Annotated in this window: 18 protein-coding genes; 9 read left to right on the forward strand and 9 right to left on the reverse strand. The window is 56.9% G+C overall.

The annotated features are described in order from the left end of the window. Nucleotides 1–123: 123 nt before the first annotated feature. Nucleotides 124–906, forward strand: coding sequence for a Hint domain-containing protein (locus tag ACR0NM_RS12355; RefSeq protein WP_170392383.1), 783 nt, complete (start codon nt 124–126; stop codon nt 904–906). A gap of 118 nt (nt 907–1,024) precedes the next feature. Here the strand turns inward: ACR0NM_RS12355 and ACR0NM_RS12360 are convergent, their stop codons facing one another. Then, on the reverse strand, nt 1,025–1,525 hold the full coding sequence (locus tag ACR0NM_RS12360) for an Lrp/AsnC family transcriptional regulator (RefSeq protein ID WP_170392385.1): 501 nt from the start codon (nt 1,523–1,525) through the stop codon (nt 1,025–1,027). Nucleotides 1,526–1,752: 227 nt separating this feature from the next. On the opposite strand from ACR0NM_RS12360, the gene trxB reads away from it, so the two are divergent. The 4 genes from trxB to ACR0NM_RS12380 all read left to right on the forward strand — a co-directional run bounded on the left by trxB (nt 1,753) and on the right by ACR0NM_RS12380 (nt 6,831). Continuing rightward, nucleotides 1,753–2,694, forward strand: a complete 942-nt coding sequence (gene trxB / locus ACR0NM_RS12365; RefSeq protein ID WP_170512491.1) for a thioredoxin-disulfide reductase — start codon at nt 1,753–1,755, stop codon at nt 2,692–2,694. A 1-nt stretch (nt 2,695) separates the two neighbouring features. Beyond that, nucleotides 2,696–3,154, forward strand: coding sequence for an RES family NAD+ phosphorylase (locus ACR0NM_RS12370; RefSeq protein WP_170420582.1), 459 nt, complete (start codon nt 2,696–2,698; stop codon nt 3,152–3,154). A gap of 102 nt (nt 3,155–3,256) precedes the next feature. Then, nucleotides 3,257–4,912 carry an adenylate/guanylate cyclase domain-containing protein gene (locus ACR0NM_RS12375; protein ID WP_480614965.1) on the forward strand — a complete coding sequence of 552 codons (1,656 nt, stop codon included), beginning with the start codon at nt 3,257–3,259 and terminating at the stop codon, nt 4,910–4,912. A gap of 200 nt (nt 4,913–5,112) precedes the next feature. Next, complete coding sequence (locus ACR0NM_RS12380; protein WP_170801983.1) at nt 5,113–6,831, forward strand: bifunctional sulfate adenylyltransferase/adenylylsulfate kinase; 1,719 nt, start codon at nt 5,113–5,115, stop codon at nt 6,829–6,831. Between the two features lie 72 nt (nt 6,832–6,903). Here the strand turns inward: ACR0NM_RS12380 and ACR0NM_RS12385 are convergent, their stop codons facing one another. The 3 genes from ACR0NM_RS12385 to ACR0NM_RS12395 form a co-directional block, all read right to left on the reverse strand. After that, complete coding sequence (locus ACR0NM_RS12385; RefSeq protein WP_480614967.1) at nt 6,904–7,782, reverse strand: PhzF family phenazine biosynthesis protein; 879 nt, start codon at nt 7,780–7,782, stop codon at nt 6,904–6,906. Nucleotides 7,783–7,865: 83 nt separating this feature from the next. Then, entirely contained in the window at nt 7,866–8,090 is a 225-nt protein-coding gene (locus ACR0NM_RS12390) for a DUF1150 family protein (protein ID WP_170392397.1), read from the reverse strand. A 5-nt stretch (nt 8,091–8,095) separates the two neighbouring features. Further along, complete coding sequence (locus ACR0NM_RS12395; protein ID WP_010441788.1) at nt 8,096–8,509, reverse strand: Hsp20 family protein; 414 nt, start codon at nt 8,507–8,509, stop codon at nt 8,096–8,098. A gap of 165 nt (nt 8,510–8,674) precedes the next feature. Here ACR0NM_RS12395 and ACR0NM_RS12400 point away from each other — a divergent pair, with 165 nt between their 5' ends. From ACR0NM_RS12400 to ACR0NM_RS12415, 4 genes are all read left to right on the forward strand, one after another. Then, complete coding sequence (locus ACR0NM_RS12400; RefSeq protein ID WP_010441787.1) at nt 8,675–8,899, forward strand: YdcH family protein; 225 nt, start codon at nt 8,675–8,677, stop codon at nt 8,897–8,899. 76 nt (nt 8,900–8,975) lie between these two features. Beyond that, nucleotides 8,976–9,461, forward strand: coding sequence for a 5-(carboxyamino)imidazole ribonucleotide mutase (gene purE, locus ACR0NM_RS12405; protein WP_170392399.1), 486 nt, complete (start codon nt 8,976–8,978; stop codon nt 9,459–9,461). Next, the gene (locus ACR0NM_RS12410) at nt 9,458–10,213 is read left to right on the forward strand and encodes an NAD(P)-binding domain-containing protein (RefSeq protein ID WP_170636067.1); all 756 of its coding nucleotides are present in this window, start codon (nt 9,458–9,460) and stop codon (nt 10,211–10,213) included. Before purE ends, ACR0NM_RS12410 begins: the two co-directional genes overlap by 4 nt. 2 nt (nt 10,214–10,215) lie before the next feature. After that, nucleotides 10,216–11,283, forward strand: coding sequence for a 5-(carboxyamino)imidazole ribonucleotide synthase (locus tag ACR0NM_RS12415; protein WP_480615127.1), 1,068 nt, complete (start codon nt 10,216–10,218; stop codon nt 11,281–11,283). 61 nt (nt 11,284–11,344) lie between these two features. Here the strand turns inward: ACR0NM_RS12415 and ACR0NM_RS12420 are convergent, their stop codons facing one another. From ACR0NM_RS12420 to groES, 5 genes are all read right to left on the reverse strand, one after another. Further along, nucleotides 11,345–12,496, reverse strand: coding sequence for an alpha-D-ribose 1-methylphosphonate 5-triphosphate diphosphatase (locus tag ACR0NM_RS12420; RefSeq protein WP_480614969.1), 1,152 nt, complete (start codon nt 12,494–12,496; stop codon nt 11,345–11,347). Beyond that, nucleotides 12,493–13,266: an alpha/beta fold hydrolase gene (locus tag ACR0NM_RS12425; RefSeq protein WP_480614971.1), complete on the reverse strand. Its 774-nt coding sequence runs from the start codon at nt 13,264–13,266 to the stop codon at nt 12,493–12,495. The genes ACR0NM_RS12420 and ACR0NM_RS12425 overlap by 4 nt, the downstream gene beginning before the upstream one ends. Nucleotides 13,267–13,304: 38 nt before the next feature. After that, nucleotides 13,305–14,147 carry a DMT family transporter gene (locus ACR0NM_RS12430; RefSeq protein ID WP_170661797.1) on the reverse strand — a complete coding sequence of 281 codons (843 nt, stop codon included), beginning with the start codon at nt 14,145–14,147 and terminating at the stop codon, nt 13,305–13,307. A 182-nt stretch (nt 14,148–14,329) separates the two neighbouring features. Then, nucleotides 14,330–15,973: a chaperonin GroEL gene (groL, locus tag ACR0NM_RS12435; RefSeq protein ID WP_170392413.1), complete on the reverse strand. Its 1,644-nt coding sequence runs from the start codon at nt 15,971–15,973 to the stop codon at nt 14,330–14,332. Nucleotides 15,974–16,028: 55 nt separating this feature from the next. Beyond that, nucleotides 16,029–16,316: a co-chaperone GroES gene (gene groES, locus ACR0NM_RS12440; RefSeq protein WP_010441779.1), complete on the reverse strand. Its 288-nt coding sequence runs from the start codon at nt 16,314–16,316 to the stop codon at nt 16,029–16,031. Nucleotides 16,317–16,417: the final 101 nt, after the last annotated feature.

Raw genomic sequence — 16,417 nt, forward strand, 5'->3', positions numbered from 1 at the left:
GCTGTGCATTCGCGGCGACCGGCCTGTGTTTACCCATCTGATTACAGACAAAGAACAAGGTCGTCCGGCGATATTGCACGGGGGTTCAAGCCGTCGGACGGAATTTAGAGGGGACGGAATACCATGACTATTCCAAATTCTCTGGCCCGCGCTGCCAGAAACGCGGTCGAAACGTCAGCGCTATTGCGCGATGCGCCTCGTCCCGCGACAAAGCAAAAAGCACAGCTTCGACGCTATGAAGTGTGCAGTCTGCTGAAAAACGGGGATATTTCACAGACACGCCATATCGCGCCAGCTTTACCGATGTTTGAAGATGCATTTTGTGCGTTCACACGCGGATCGTTGGTCGAGACGCCACAGGGCCAGATGGCGATCGAAGATCTGCTGCCGGGTGATGATGTCCTCACTCAAGACGGATCATCGGAAACCGTACTTTGGAAAGGGTCTGTCACACTGATTCCCGGACGCGAGGATACGCGCGGGCGAACCCGGCCGCTGACACGGATCATGGCCGACACGTTCGGGATGCAAAAACCGATGTCGGGCGTCATCACGGGCCCCGCCGCACGTCTGCTGGGTACGCCTACGCACATGCGTCATTTGAACGGCGGGCAGCCCATGCTGACACCCGTCAGTGAGTTTCAGGATGGAATGGGTATCATTGAAACGCTGCCACCGACTCCGGTCGAGCTGTTTCATATCTGTGTCGCCCGGCATTCCGTGATTCGGGTCGATGGCCTGCAATTCGAGACCTATCATCCGGGCATCAACGCAGTCCGAATGATCAGTCACTCTTTGCGTTCGATCTATTTGAATCTATTCTCACATATCGAATCGTTGAATGATTTTGGGCCGTTGCTCTTGCCAAGAGCCGGAGATGGTGAAATTGACGCTATGACAGCGTGAACTGGTTAACTATTACTGCAAGCGTGGGGCATTATGCAGATTTTACTGAGTTGGGTTTTAACCCTTGCACTGGCAGCGATGCTGCCACCCTGTCCTGTGGATCAAACAAGAGGTAGGTTCAGGCCGTCCGGTTCATCCGGTCTTCCAGTACGTCAAATGGTACGCCTGGCTCGTCTTTTGCGCCTCGGATAACAAGCGAAGTCTTGACGCTGGCCACGTTTGGCGTGGTCAGCAACTCGCCTGTCAGAAATTGCTGAAAACTGCTGAGATCCGGTGCGACGCATTTCAGGATGAAATCAACCTCGCCATTCAGCATGTGGCATTCGCGAACCAATGGCCATTCCCGACACCGGTCTTCAAAGGCGCTGAGTTCGGATTCAGCCTGACTTTCAAGTCCGACCATGGCAAAGACCTGCACTTCGAACCCAAGCTCGCGGGCGTTCACCTCGGCATGATAGCCGCGAATGTACCCCGAATCTTCCAGCGTCCGCACCCGTCGCAGGCAAGGAGGAGCGGATATTCCTACGCGCTTGGCAAGCTCAACATTGGTCATACGGCCATCGGCCTGCAGTTCCGCAAGAATTTTGCGGTCGATTTCATCCAACCGGGTCGTGACCATCGAATGCTCCTGAGTTTTTCAGTTGTTATATCAGCAGCCCCGGGAGGCGCAATAATATTTCACAGCCACGCAATTTTCGTTATTTCAGATACATAATTGGCCGCAAAGCCAATCATTAGGCACATCACGGACCTGCAATATGAAGGGGCTTTAAGCCCTGCCCTGCGGTCGCTATATCGATCCGCACCGGACAACACGTCCGCCGAGGCAGTTTGAGTGAGGATACCATGGCCGAAACACGACACACCAAGGTTCTGATCATCGGGTCGGGACCTGCAGGATACACCGCGGGCGTTTATGCAAGCCGGGCCATGTTGGAACCGATCCTGGTGCAGGGTATCGAACCCGGTGGACAACTGACCACCACAACCGAGGTGGAAAACTGGCCGGGTGACACCGAGGTTCAGGGGCCAGACCTGATGGTTCGGATGCAGGATCACGCCAAGGCAATGGGATGCGAAGTGATCGGCGATATCATCAGCGATCTCGATCTAAGCCAGCGTCCCTTCACAGCCAAAGGCGACAGTGGCACCGTCTACACCGCCGACGCGGTGATTCTGGCAACGGGCGCACGAGCCAAGTGGTTAGGCATTCCCTCGGAAGAGAAATTCAAAGGGTTTGGCGTGTCAGCCTGTGCCACCTGTGACGGCTTCTTCTATCGCGGTCAGGAAATCGTTGTGATCGGCGGCGGAAATACTGCCGTCGAAGAAGCGCTGTTCCTGACCAACTTCGCAAGCAAAGTCACTCTGATCCACCGCCGCGATGAGTTGCGAGCTGAAAAGATCCTTCAGGATCGGCTGTTCAAGAACGAAAAGATCGAGCCGCTTTGGTTTCACGAACTGGATGAGGTGATCGGAACCGATGCCCCACTGGGTGTGGAAGGCGTCAAGGTCAAGAATGTAAAGACCGGCGAAATCACGGAGATTCCGTGCAAAGGCGTATTTGTCGCTATCGGCCACGCCCCGGCAAATGAGCTGGTCAAAGATACGCTGGAAACCCACATGGGTGGCTACGTCGTGACCAAGCCGGGCACGACGCAAACTTCGGTTCCGGGAGTTTTCGCTGCCGGAGACCTGACCGACCACGTATACCGTCAGGCTGTGACAAGCGCCGGTATGGGCTGCATGGCCGCGCTGGATGCAGAACGATTCTTGGCGGAGAACGACTAAGATGATCACAGATTTCTCCGGCCTCGTCTGGAGAATTCTGTTCCGCACCCAATCGGGTGACCCGCTCTCATCGGCCCGTGCCCCCGAAGGACGGTTTCATCATTCTGGCCAATTCGCGCTTTATGCGTCGCTTAGCGCTGAAGGGGCCGGGATCGCCATTCGGCGCTATGTCTCGCAGTGCGACCCTCCACGGACGATCCATCGCTTGAAGATATCCAAGGCGCAAGTATTGGATTTGCGAGGGCAACCTTCTGCCTCGATCGTCTGGCAAGACATGCGGGCAACCGGCATACTCTCTCCAACATGGCGATTTTCGGACAAGGCCCGCACATACGGCGCGGATGGGCTGCTATATAGTTCGCGCTCGCGCCCTGAACTGAGCCATCTGGTATTGTTCAACGCAGAACACCAGATAATACAAACCGCAGGCGCCCCCTGCGACTGGTTCCCCGAAAGGTGACCGCGCCTATCTTGACCGGCACCCGGCACCGTATCAGGATCAACCGCAGTAACGCGAAGAACAGGTGAGCTTTTGGAAAACGTTCTTTGGCGCGGCGGATGGATGAGCCGGCTCAGAATCGCAAGCGGCCTCGTGCTGTTTGTCTTTGCGTTCTTTCATTTCATCAATATCGGCCTTGGTCTGTTTCACACTGATTTGCTGCACGGGATGCAGGGCGGACGTAAAGCTGTCAGCCGTAATGAGATCGGCAGCGTCGTGATATATGGCGCATTGCTGATGCACATGGGACTGGCGCTTATCTCACTCGCGCAGCGTCGGACGCTCAGAATGCCTTTCAGCGTCTCGCTTCAGGTTATTCTTGGCCTGTTGATCCCGCTGCAGCTTATCTCACATCTGGTTCAGACCCGATACGCGCATGAGATTTTCGGGGTGAATGATGAAATGGGTTACATTATCATTCTGATGTGGCCCAGCACCGCGATCTGGTTTCAAAGCCTATTGCTTCTGCTGGTGTGGGTCCACGGATGTATAGGGCTACATATGTGGTTACGGTTGACCACATGGTGGCGCGCGATAGTTCCATATCTGATCGGTCTCGCCGTCTTTGTACCGGGCTTCGCCTTCGCAGGCCTTCTGACCGAGGGGCGGCGAATCTGGGTCGATTTTGCCGACCCCGATCTGCGAGAACAGTATGTCGAATACTATAACTGGCCTTCGCAAGAAGAGTTTCAGTCCTTGTTTTCCGTCACAGACTATACGCAGTGGGTTTTCTGGGCCGCGCTTGCACTAACAGGCTTGGTCTATCTCGGGCGCAAGCTTTGGCGGCGGCGGCATTCGGTGCGGGTGCGCTATGTCAACGGTCCAGAAGTTGTGTCGGAGAAAGGCATGACCCTTTTGGAGATGTCACGCGCAAATGGCATCCCACATACCGCGCTGTGTGGTGGCAAGGGGCGCTGCACGACCTGTCGCGTAGTGGTTGAAGATGGTGCCGATCAGTTGCACCCGCCTACCGAAGTTGAAGCCCGCAGTCTGAAAGCGATCAGCGCGCCAGAAGGAACCCGTTTGGCCTGCCAGATGCGGCCGTCCGACCCGCTCACGGTGTTTCGTGTTTTCCGCCCTGACGGCGCGCGTGATCGTGCGCATGCGAGCCAAGGGCAAGAACGGCAACTGGCGGTTCTGTTTCTGGACATGCGCGGGTTCACTGCCCGCACAACGGGGCAATTGCCGTATGATGTCGTGTTTCTGTTGAATCGTTTCTTCGACGCAATTGTCCCAGCAATCACGGCGCAAGGCGGAGTTGTCGACAAATACATGGGCGATGGGTTGCTGGCGATGTTCGAAACAGCCAACGCCGCAAGTTCGGCAAGTGCCGGTCTGAGGGCGGCGGCTGGGATCGGACACGCATTGGAGCGTTTCAACCAGCAGCTCCAAGCAGAAGGCAGCCAACCTGTGCGCATTGGTATGGGTCTACATCTTGGTGATCTTGTGCTGGGCGAAATCGGAGCGGCTAAACACGCGCCACGCACGATCATCGGAGACGCTGTAAATGTTGCCAGCCGTTTGGAGGCTGAAACCAAAGCACTGGGGGTTGAGCTCCTTGTATCGGACAAGGTTTTGGACGCGGCTGGGTTACAATGTGATCCCCGCGATCTGCGGGAATTCAGCCTGCGCGGTGTCTCTGAACCCGTCCCTGCCCTGCCCGTCAGGCACGCAGCCGACCTTGGGTCGCAAACCTCACCGCTGGAACAGATTGCCTGAGAATGCGCCTAATGAGCCTGAGCGGCGGGATTTTTTCAATAACATGAAACAAAAAACAGAAAACCGTTCCATTTCGAGAAAAAACCACGCATTTCATCCTTAGTTTTTGCAAGTCTATGGACTTCACCCTCAGGCCGAGGCACATGCCCTGCAAACACCCTTGAAACAAATGCAAACAGAACTGCGATAAGAGTTTTCCGATGACGATGTTAAGCAATCTGGCCCCTATCTCTGAACTGTATGTTTCCTACGAGTCTGCGCAGAAACTGAAGATAGAAGCCGCTGATCTGACCAGCTGGGATCTTAAGCCCCGGCAGATTTGCGATCTGGAACTGCTTATGAACGGCGGGTTCAATCCGCTCAAAGGTTTCCTGAGCGAAGCGGACTATGACAACGTGGTCGAAAACATGCGCCTCGCCGATGGAACACTTTGGCCAATGCCGATCACCTTGGATGTTGACGAGGATTTTGCCGCATCGATCGAGCTGGGGCAGGACATTGCCCTGCGCGATCAGGAAGGCGTGATCCTCGGCACCATGACCGTGACCGACCGCTGGACACCAGACAAGGCGCGTGAGGCGGAAAAGGTCTTTGGTGCTGATGATGATGCGCACCCGGCTGTGAATTACCTGCACAATGTAGCGGGCAAAGTTTATCTGGGCGGCCCGGTCACTGGCATCCAGCAGCCCGTGCATTACGATTTCAAAGCCCGCCGCGACACGCCGAACGAGTTGCGCGCCTATTTCCGCAAAGTGGGCTGGCGCCGTATCGTGGCATTCCAGACCCGCAATCCTTTGCATCGCGCGCATCAGGAATTGACCTTCCGTGCCGCAAAAGAAGCACAGGCCAACTTGCTGATCCATCCCGTGGTTGGCATGACCAAACCGGGCGATGTGGATCATTTCACCCGCGTGCGTTGCTACGAAGCCGTGTTGGATAAATATCCGGCCTCGACTACGTCGATGTCGCTGTTGAACCTTGCGATGCGCATGGCTGGCCCGCGCGAGGCAGTCTGGCACGGGTTGATCCGCGCAAACCACGGCTGCACCCATTTCATCGTCGGTCGTGACCACGCAGGTCCGGGCAAAAACTCTGCCGGTGAGGATTTCTACGGCCCCTATGATGCGCAAGACTTGTTCCGAAAATATCAGGACGAAATCGGCGTCGAGATGGTCGATTTCAAACATATGGTCTACGTGCAGGAACGCGCGCAATACGAGCCGAATGACGAGATCCTGGACAAGGACAACGTCACGATCCTCAACATCTCGGGAACTGAACTGCGCCGCCGTCTGCGCGAAGGGCTGGAGATTCCGGATTGGTTTTCGTTCCCCGAAGTTGTTCAGGAACTGCGCAACCGCTTCCCGCCGCGCTCGCAACAGGGATTCACCGTATTTTTCACCGGTTTTTCAGGCTCGGGCAAATCCACCATTGCCAACGCCTTGATGGTCAAGCTGATGGAGACCGGGGATCGTCCGGTTACCTTGCTGGACGGGGATATCGTGCGTAAGAACCTGTCTTCTGAACTGGGCTTTTCGAAGGAACATCGCGATCTGAACATCCGCCGCATCGGTTATGTCGCGTCTGAGATAACCAAGAACGGCGGTATTGCCATCTGTGCTCCTATCGCGCCTTACGCAACTACCCGTCGTGCTGTGCGTGAAGAAATCGAACAATTCGGTGCATTTTGCGAGGTGCATGTCGCGACCAGCATTGAAGAATGCGAGCGCCGAGACCGCAAGGGTCTGTACAAACTGGCACGTGAGGGCAAGATCAAAGAGTTCACGGGGATTTCCGACCCTTACGACGCCCCTGAAGACCCAGAGCTGCGCGTCGAGACCGAGAATGTCGAGGTTGACAACTGCGCACATCAGGTTCTGCTTAAGCTGGAAAGCATGGGGCTGATTGCAGCATCCTGATCACTTAAGACGAAAAAATACATCAAAGGCCCTCAGATTTCTGAGGGCCTTTTTCGCAGGTGCGGGTCTGGTTCAGTCGGGCAAATTCACCTGCCCGCGCATCAGGACATGGCTGCGCCCGGCAACTTTGATCCCCGTCATCGCATCCGAAGGTCCAACGCGTGTCACGGTCGCCTGACCGGGGCGGCCCATGTCATGGCCCTGTTCGGCGATGAATGTCTCTTTGTCCATCAGTCCGTGTTTCCAGAGATAGGCCGCCATCGCACCGGTGGCCGATCCGGTGAACGGGTCCTCGGGCGGGCTGGGGGGCGCCATCATCAGGCGCGAGAATGTGTCGCCCGTAGTCGTTGCGCCTTTCAGTGCTACAAGAAACGGTTCAGCCATGTCCGACCCCGAGAAACCGGCCTTTTCGGTAATATGACTGAGCAAAGCAACATCCAGCTTGGCAGCGCGCAGCGCCTCGTGATCGCGCAGGACCGTAATGCAAAAGGGCAGACCGGTTGAAACGAACTGCGGTGGAGAAATTACCACCTCTTCCGGCAGGCTGATGGCGGCGGCAACCAGATCTGCGGGCACATGATCGCCGAATTGCGGGGCAACCTGCGTCATTTCGATGTCATCACCATTCAGTTTGATCGATACAATCCCTGCTCCGGTCTCAAGCGTCAGAGCATCACCCTGAACCAACCCCCGTGATCGCATCGCTGCAACGGTTGCTATGGTCGGGTGCCCGGCAAATGGGATTTCCCGGCTGGCCAGGAAGTACCGGACCCGGATATCAGCGATATCGGATGGCCCGGTAAAAGTGCATTCAACCAGAGAAGTCTCGCGCACATATGCCATGCAAACCGCGTTCGACAGCCCTGCACCCTCATGCACAACTGCGCAGCCGTTGCCACCAAAGGCCTGATCGCTGAACGCATCCACCCAATCGAAATCATACCAGCTCATCGCGCACTCCTGCGTTTCATTCAGCGGCACGATCACCGCTGAGGCAGAAAATGTCACGTCAATTCGGCGGAATGTTTGGTGGCCTAGTGAACGGCCACCGGGGACAGGTCATGTTCGCGTGCCAGTACAAAGGCCAGCTTGCGATCGGCCACCAATGCCAGTTGCTGCCCATCGGAATCGTGGACAGCATACAGCTGATCCAGATCGCCTGCCTGCTCGCGCAGATCTTGCGGCAGGTCGGCCACATCAACGGCCTTTACATAGACAATCCGATTGCCTTCGGCGTTGATCTCAATCGGTGTATTCATTGCTCTTACCCCTTCTTGATGTTGATTGTCTGAACCACGGTTTCAGGCACGGCGCGGGTCAGGTCCACATGCAGCAGACCGTTTTCCATGATCGCCTCGCCCACCTCGACCCCGTCAGCCAGCACAAACATGCGCTGGAATTGACGCGCCGCGATGCCACGGTGCAGGAATATGCGCCCCTCGCTGTCGTCGCGCTGACGGCCCCGGATCACCAACTGGCGATCCTCGATTGTAATCGACAGGTCCTCTTCCGCGAAACCGGCCACCGCCAAGGTGATGCGATAGGAAAAATCCGAGGTCTGCTCGATATTATAGGGCGGGTATCCTTCATTTCCGGCCTTTGCAGACCGTTCCAGAAGGCGTTCCAACTGCTCGAACCCCAAAAGATGCGGGTATGAGCCTAAGGTAAGTTTCGACACGTATTTTCGTCCTTCATTGTCAAAGCGACGTATTCTGCGGTCCCTATGTCGGCAACCGCTTGATATAGAATATGGGAAGATACAGGGATGTCCACAAGGTCTGGCCGGATAAACCCTGACACACTATCTTGTGTTGAAAGCACCACTTTAAACACTGAGTCGTCCATGAACGCACCCACCGATCTTTCGATGAAAACCGATGAAGTCCTGCGGGTGGAATTAGAGGTCTTTCGACGCCAGCACCGTGATTTGGACGAAGCGATCGAGGCCTTGCAGGCCAAGGGGACCTCGGACCAATTGACGATCAAGCGGCTAAAAAAGCAGAAACTGCGCCTGAAAGACATCATCCGTCTGATCGAAGACAGATTGACCCCCGATATCATCGCCTGAGACGCGCGTACCGCATTGCCACATATGCGGATTTGGCTATAGTGCGCGCTCTTTCCGATGGCAGGGACGTAAGCGGATGAGCGATGTGAAAGTAGGGATCATCATGGGCAGTCAGTCGGACTGGCCCACGATGAAAGAGGCCGCCGATATTCTGGATGAATTGGGCATCGCTTATGAGGCGCGGATCGTCTCGGCCCACCGCACGCCGGATCGCCTCTGGGATTATGGTAAAACCGCCGTGTCGCGCGGCTTGCAGGTCATTATCGCGGGCGCGGGTGGCGCGGCGCATTTGCCCGGAATGATGGCGTCGAAAACACGTGTGCCCGTGATTGGCGTTCCGGTGCAAACCCGCGCGTTGTCGGGCGTAGATTCGCTCTATTCCATTGTGCAGATGCCCAAAGGTTTTCCGGTTGCGACCATGGCTATCGGTTCGGCCGGCGGGGCCAATGCGGGCCTGATGGCCGCGGGCATTCTGGCGCTGCAGGATGCCGCGCTTGCGGAACGGCTGGACGCCTGGCGCGAGGCCCTCTCTGCTTCGATCCCGGAAGAACCTCAGCAATGAGCCGTATCGGTTTCATCGGCACAGGCCACATCGCTGCGCCAATCGCGCGGCTGATGGCTGCAAAAGGTCATGATCTTCACGTCACAGAACGCAATGCCCAGGTATCCTCGGCACTGCAGGCCGAACTTGGGGTCCAAGTTGGCACTCCGCAAGACGTGATTGATGCGTCCGAGATCGTGTTTCTCTGCCTGCGCCCCCATGTGGCCGAGGACGTTCTGGCCCCGCTAAGCTTTCGCGCAGATCAGAAGATTGTTTCGGTGATGGCCGCCGTCTCTGAGGAGCAGCTATCCGGCCTGTGCGCGCCGGCATCGGATTTTGTGCAAACGATTCCGCTGGGGTTCCTTCAGACAGGGGGTTGCCCGCTGGCCGCTTACGGCAACGATCGCCTCTTGGCTGATTTGTTTGAGCCTGAAAACCCTGTGGTGAAGGTTGCCAATGAGGCCGCGTTGAACGCCCACTTCGCCATCTGCGCCATGGTGCCAGGTATCCTGGATCTTATGGCAACAGGCACCGACTGGTTGGCTGATCAGACCGGCGACAAAGACCGGGCCGAATTCTACACTACGCAGCTTGTGTCAGGGTTTCTGACATCAATGCAAAAAGAGCATGCGGGCCAACTGGCAGCCGAGCGTGACGCGCTTGCGACCGAGGGCACACTGAGCCTTCAGATGACGGATATTTTGCAATCCGAGGGCGCGCATGATGCCTTGCGTGCTGCACTGAGTGCGATTGGCAAGAGATTGGAGACATGACGATGTCAGATATGCTTACGCCCGGTGCGACAATCGGGATATTGGGGGGCGGTCAGCTGGGCAGGATGCTCTCGATCGCGGCTGCACGGTTGGGGTTCAAGTCCCACATATTCGAGCCGGGCGCAAATCCTCCGGCCGGTCAAGTTGCAAATCAGGTCACGACCGCCGCCTATGATGACGCCGACGCATTGAAGGCCTTTGCGGAGTCGGTGGACGTGATCACCTACGAGTTTGAAAACATCCCCACCCAGGCGCTGGATCTGCTTGAGGCACACCGCCCCATTCACCCGGGTCGAGAGGCTTTGCGGGTCAGTCAGGACCGCTTGACCGAAAAGACATTTCTACAAGGCTTAGGCCTGCAAATCGCGCCCTTTGCAGACATCTCCGATTTGGACAGCTTGCGCGCAGCAATTGATGACATTGGCACCCCCGCCATCCTGAAAACCCGACGCTTCGGCTATGACGGTAAAGGTCAGGCCCGGCTGCGCGCACCCGAAGATGCCGGGGCGGCACTGGCCGATATGGCGGGCGCGCCGTCCATACTGGAAGGGTTTGTGGACTTCAGCCACGAGGTTTCGGTCATCGCAGCACGCGGTCTGGACGGGCAAGTTGCCTGTTTCGATCCGGGCGAGAATGTCCATCGCAATGGCATCCTGCACACGACCACAATACCGGCACGCCTGTCTCCGGCGCAGCGGACAGATGCGGTATTGCTGGCCGCCAACATTCTCAACGCGTTGGGTTATGTCGGCGTCATGGGTGTCGAATTGTTTGTGACGCCACAAGGATTGATCGTGAATGAAATCGCGCCGCGCGTTCATAACTCGGGTCACTGGACCCAGAACGGCTGCGCCGTGGATCAGTTTGAACAACATATTCGCGCCGTGGCCGGTTGGCCTTTGGGCGACGGTCAGCGCCACTCGGACGTCGTGATGGAGAATTTGATCGGGCATGACATGGACCGCGTACCCGAGCTTTCACGCGAACGGGACGTAGCACTGCATCTCTATGGCAAGGCCGAGGTCAAGGCCGGCCGCAAGATGGGGCATTTCAACCGGATTTCGCGATGAGGTAATCGCGCTTACGCGCGATGCCTCCGGCGGAGGTATTTTTAGCCAGATGAAGCCGGGATCAGCTCAAGAAACGTGTTGCGATACTACCGGACATATAGCTGACACACCCGCCTGACAGTGTGGCAGCGACATTGTGGGTTGTCGCATCGAGTATCACCAGATCAGCACGATATCCGGGCTGTAGCGTTCCGCGATCCTTCAGGCCTAAAACCCGCGCGGGACCGGACGAGACAAGCGCCCAGGCGCCCGCAATATCCAGCAGGCCAGATTTTACCAACATCAGCGCAGCGCGGCGCGGGCTAGGGTAGTGGTAATCCGATGCCAATGCATCACACAAACCCATCGAGATTAGATCCACCGCGCTGGCATTTCCCTTATGTGAGCCGCCCCGCACAACATTGGGTGAGCCGAGGATGATGTGATCTCCGCCCGCCCGGGCACATTCGGCGGCTTCCAGCGTTTCCGGAAATTCCGAGATCATCACCCCGCGCTCGCGCCACTCAGCACGATCCTGCGGCGTTGTATCATCATGGCTGCCGAGCCGAATTCCTCGGTTCGCAAGGACAGTGCAAAGGCTGTCCAGTGCTGCTGGCACCTCGGCGCTGCGGTTGTGCATTGCCTTCAGCATCTCAAAATGCACTTCGGGATTCCGTCCCGCCTTCAGTGCCTGCCCTGTCAAGCGGGGTGGTTTTCGCCCCTCAGCCAGCCGGTCATGAGGTAGATGATCATTCAGAACCACATAAGGCACCTGCCAATCCGCGATACGTTCGGGCAGCCCGTCATAGTCGTCCAGCATATGGGTTTCGAAGCGCAGTTGAGGGATCAGTTGGGTTACAACATCATCCCGAACCGCAGCGATGGCGTCAAAAACCTGACCAGCAAACTCGGGCCCGCGCACGCCGCCTTCCCAACTGTGGAACTGCGCCAGAACAGCTGTGGTTATTCCATTCGCGGCTAGTTCCGCTTCAACCGATAAAATGCCCTCTGCCATCTGCTTCATGGCACCGCGCCGGGGCGCGATGTGACGTTCAAAACCGTCGCCATGCAAATCAATGATGCCAGGCAGGATGAGGTATCCTGACAAATCAATCTGCCGCCCTGCCCTATCGGATTGAATGGTACCTTCGGCGATCGTCAGTTCAGCACGCGACACCCCTTCGCCGGGCAACAGAACATTCGCGCCGGTCAATGTCAGTTCCAATGAGTTCATTGAGTGGGCTCCGAGTCCGGTTCCGAGCAATCTTCCCCAAGGCAGATCTGGTCGATGATATCCATCACCCCGTCAAGCCAGGTGATTTGTGGATCGAACTGTCCGAATTCGATGAAATGCAGGGTCTGCGCCATGACCCGTGGGTTGTTCATCATGAACGTATGCGTCACCGGCAAAACGATGTGATCAGCCATACCCTCAACCTTTGTGGTTTCGATCGATACCTTACCGTCATCTGGACCATCGATCAGAGACGAGAACACTGGGTTCAATGAGTTCTCGCCTGCAATCACCCCCAAATCGAAGTCCACGGGCGGCAGGCGGCGTGGAATACCCTCTGGTCCGGTTCCCAACGCCAGCCCTGCAGGGCCATTCAGAAAGCCGAAAACCTCCCAGGCGCCAAGCTCGTCCACCAGTTGGCTGCCCTGATTAGGAGGCCCGAGCATGACAACCCGTCCCAGATTCTCGGGGTCGTTGTCCTGCAACCAATAGCGCAGCAGAATGCCCCCCATCGAATGCGCTACAACGTTAACCGTATCATCCCCGCAGGCGGCGAACGCAGCTGGTAAAGTCTGGTTGGCGAGGTCTGGTATTGGTAGGTCTGTCGAAGGGTAACCGGGACGAACCACAGTGTAACCATGCGCATGAAAGAGCTGCTCCATGACGGTAAACGAGGCCTCTGTGCGCGCGAGGCCGTGCAGAAGGACCACGCATTTCGCATTGGCCACCGCAGGCATAAGGCACAAGAGGAGAACAGCAAGAAATTTCATACACGCCAGATAAGGCCTAACCCAGGCCGAGGGAACCCCTAGCCACGGTTCCGGCGCAGCACCGCCAGTGCGATGCCGCCGAGTACAAATCCGGCGCCGAGTAGAAGCCTTAGACTTGCCATCTCGGCTAACAGGATGACCCCGGCAGCAATTGCGATAACTGGAACGCTGAGTTGCACGATCGCGGCCACCGCCGGTGAAAGCTGTGGCACGACACGGTACCATAGCGCATAGCCGAGACCGGACGTGACGCCTCCGGAAAGCGCAGCCAGCCCATAGCCAAGCGGAGACATTTGCCAATTGCTTCCCAGCAGGAACAGGGCAAATCCCGTGACGGGCAACGCCATGATGAAATTTGCTGCAGTTCCCGACAATGCATCTGGTTCGGACCGGCCCGCGATGGAATATATGGCCCACCCGACCCCGGCAGCCGTCATTAAGCCGGCCCCTGTCGGGTCGACCTGAACCGTCCCAGCAGGCCAAAGAACAAACGCCAGTCCACCAAGCGCAATACCGGCACCCAATATCTGTCTCAACGTGGGTGCAGAACCGGTCATAGCACCAATCGCAAACATGGTAATTTGCACAACCCCGAACAGGATCAGCGCACCAAGCCCGGCATCAAGCGTCAGATAAGCTACTGAAAACCCGATCATATAAAGCGACAGTGACCCGGCCCCAACAACACGTCGACGATTAAAAACAGGGATCGAGCTGCCCCGAAGCGCCACCAATACCGTTAAAACCAAGGCACCAGCCAAAACCCGGATGATGGCAAATCCCGCCGGATCACTTGCGCCACTGTCGATAGCAAGGCGGTTCAGGATCGAATTCGCAGCGAAGGCGCACATGGTTAAAGCGGTCAGAAGAAACAGTCGCATATCAACCGCATAGCCGTTTCAAACGGATTTGCACACTCACATTCCCGATTGCCGAGCCAATCCCGACCCTCCTCGGACCTGAGCCTACCAGCACCAATGATACGAATGCACAACAGACATTCCAAACAAAACCGGGGCCGCCCAAAGGCGACCCCGCTATTAAGCACTAAGGCTTAAGCAGCTTACATCATGCCGCCCATGCCGCCCATGTCGGGCATGCCGCCGGCAGGTGCCGCGCCTTCTTTGGCGGGCTTGTCGGCAACCATTGCTTCGGTGGTGACCAGCAGGCCAGCAACCGATGCCGCATCTTCCAGAGCGGTACGGACAACTTTGGCCGGGTCGATCACACCGAACGAGAACATGTCGCCATATTCTTCGGTCTGAGCGTTGAAGCCGAATGCTGCGTCGTCGCTTTCGCGAACTTTGCCAGCAACAACCGCACCGTCGACACCAGCGTTCTCGGCGATCTGGCGCAGAGGCGCTTCGATTGCCTTACGAACGATGTTGATACCTGCGTTCTGGTCGGCGTTTGCACCTTCCAGAGTTTCCAGTGCTTTACCGGCCTGAACCAGAGCAACACCACCGCCCACAACAACGCCTTCTTGTACAGCAGCGCGGGTTGCGTTCAGAGCATCGTCCACACGGTCCTTACGCTCTTTCACTTCAACTTCGGTCATGCCGCCAACGCGGATAACGGCAACACCGCCTGCCAGTTTGGCAACGCGCTCTTGCAGCTTCTCACGGTCGTAATCCGACGAGGTTTCTTCGATCTGAGTGCGGATCTGAGCAACACGTGCTTCGATCTCGGCTTTCTCGCCAGCACCGTCGACGATGGTGGTTTCGTCTTTGGTGATCTCGATCTTCTTGGCGGTGCCCAGCATGTCCATGGTGACGGACTCGAGCTTCATGCCCAGATCTTCGGAGATCACCTGACCACCGGTCAGGATCGCGATGTCCTGCAGCATGGCTTTGCGGCGGTCGCCGAAGCCCGGTGCTTTGACAGCAGCAATTTTCAGGCCGCCGCGCAGTTTGTTGACCACGAGGGTCGCCAGCGCTTCGCCTTCAACGTCTTCCGCGATGATCAGCAGCGGCTTCTGCGACTGGATCACCTGCTCGAGCAGCGGAACCATCGGCTGCAGCGAGGACAGTTTCTTTTCGTGCAGCAGGATCATGCAGTCGTCGAGTTCTGCGATCATCTTGTCTGCGTTGGTGACGAAGTAGGGCGACAGGTAGCCACGGTCGAACTGCATACCTTCGACAACATCGGTCTCGGTTTCCAGACCTTTGTTTTCTTCGACGGTGATAACGCCTTCGTTGCCAACTTTCTGCATCGCGTCTGCGATCTGCTGGCCGATTTCGGCTTCGCCGTTGGCCGAGATGGTGCCAACCTGAGCAACTTCTGCCGAGTCTTTGACTTCACGCGAAGCGTCTTTGATGCCTTCGACAACCTTGGCAGTTGCCAGATCGATGCCGCGCTTCAGGTCCATCGGGTTCAGGCCCGCTGCAACCTGCTTCAGACCTTCGCGAACGATGGCTTGGGCTAGAACGGTTGCAGTGGTGGTGCCGTCGCCGGCTTCGTCATTGGTGCGGCTGGCGACTTCTTTCACCATCTGCGCGCCCATGTTTTCGAACTTGTCTTCCAGTTCGATTTCTTTGGCAACCGAAACACCGTCTTTGGTGATGCGCGGCGCGCCAAAGGATTTGTCCAGAACCACGTTGCGGCCTTTGGGGCCCAGGGTCACTTTAACAGCATCGGCCAGAACATTTACACCGGCCAGCATGCGGTTACGGGCATCGGTGTCAAACTTGACGTCCTTTGCAGACATGTTGTCTCTCCTTGAGAATATCTGTTGAAATGAAGATCAGAGAAAGCGGGTGCGCTTACTCGATGATCCCCATGATGTCGCTTTCTTTCATCATCAGCAGCTCTTCGCCGTTGACCTGAACCTCGGTGCCCGACCATTTGCCGAACAGGATCTTGTCGCCAGCTTTTACAGCCATCGCGATCAGTTCGCCGCTGTCCTTGCGCGCGCCTTCGCCGGTTGCAACGACTTCGCCTTCGCTGGGCTTTTCTTTTGCGCTGTCGGGAATGATCAGTCCGCCTGCGGTTTTCTCTTCGCTTTCTACGCGACGAACCAGCACACGGTCATGAAGCGGTTTCAATGCCATCTTTGCAGCTCCTTGGGCTCAAAGTTTGTTATCCTCCCCTCGCCGACTGACGAGGCGTTAGCACTCGGGTCTCATGAGTGATAACGACGCATAGCTAGGGA

Source organism: Ruegeria sp. AF2 (genome assembly GCF_056542025.1).

What these genes read in the sequence shown, in the direction of transcription:
- ACR0NM_RS12355 (WP_170392383.1), top strand. Translation starts at nt 124, where the DNA reads ATGACTATTCCAAATTCTCTGGCCCGCGCTGCCAGAAACGCGGTCGAA.
- ACR0NM_RS12360 (WP_170392385.1), bottom strand. Translation starts at nt 1,525, where the DNA reads ATGGTCACGACCCGGTTGGATGAAATCGACCGCAAAATTCTTGCGGAA.
- trxB (WP_170512491.1), top strand. Translation starts at nt 1,753, where the DNA reads ATGGCCGAAACACGACACACCAAGGTTCTGATCATCGGGTCGGGACCT.
- ACR0NM_RS12370 (WP_170420582.1), top strand. Translation starts at nt 2,696, where the DNA reads ATGATCACAGATTTCTCCGGCCTCGTCTGGAGAATTCTGTTCCGCACC.
- ACR0NM_RS12375 (WP_480614965.1), top strand. Translation starts at nt 3,257, where the DNA reads ATGAGCCGGCTCAGAATCGCAAGCGGCCTCGTGCTGTTTGTCTTTGCG.
- ACR0NM_RS12380 (WP_170801983.1), top strand. Translation starts at nt 5,113, where the DNA reads ATGACGATGTTAAGCAATCTGGCCCCTATCTCTGAACTGTATGTTTCC.
- ACR0NM_RS12385 (WP_480614967.1), bottom strand. Translation starts at nt 7,782, where the DNA reads ATGAGCTGGTATGATTTCGATTGGGTGGATGCGTTCAGCGATCAGGCC.
- ACR0NM_RS12390 (WP_170392397.1), bottom strand. Translation starts at nt 8,090, where the DNA reads ATGAATACACCGATTGAGATCAACGCCGAAGGCAATCGGATTGTCTAT.
- ACR0NM_RS12400 (WP_010441787.1), top strand. Translation starts at nt 8,675, where the DNA reads ATGAACGCACCCACCGATCTTTCGATGAAAACCGATGAAGTCCTGCGG.
- purE (WP_170392399.1), top strand. Translation starts at nt 8,976, where the DNA reads ATGAGCGATGTGAAAGTAGGGATCATCATGGGCAGTCAGTCGGACTGG.
- ACR0NM_RS12410 (WP_170636067.1), top strand. Translation starts at nt 9,458, where the DNA reads ATGAGCCGTATCGGTTTCATCGGCACAGGCCACATCGCTGCGCCAATC.
- ACR0NM_RS12415 (WP_480615127.1), top strand. Translation starts at nt 10,216, where the DNA reads ATGTCAGATATGCTTACGCCCGGTGCGACAATCGGGATATTGGGGGGC.
- ACR0NM_RS12420 (WP_480614969.1), bottom strand. Translation starts at nt 12,496, where the DNA reads ATGAACTCATTGGAACTGACATTGACCGGCGCGAATGTTCTGTTGCCC.
- ACR0NM_RS12425 (WP_480614971.1), bottom strand. Translation starts at nt 13,266, where the DNA reads ATGAAATTTCTTGCTGTTCTCCTCTTGTGCCTTATGCCTGCGGTGGCC.
- ACR0NM_RS12430 (WP_170661797.1), bottom strand. Translation starts at nt 14,147, where the DNA reads ATGCGACTGTTTCTTCTGACCGCTTTAACCATGTGCGCCTTCGCTGCG.
- groL (WP_170392413.1), bottom strand. Translation starts at nt 15,973, where the DNA reads ATGTCTGCAAAGGACGTCAAGTTTGACACCGATGCCCGTAACCGCATG.
- groES (WP_010441779.1), bottom strand. Translation starts at nt 16,316, where the DNA reads ATGGCATTGAAACCGCTTCATGACCGTGTGCTGGTTCGTCGCGTAGAA.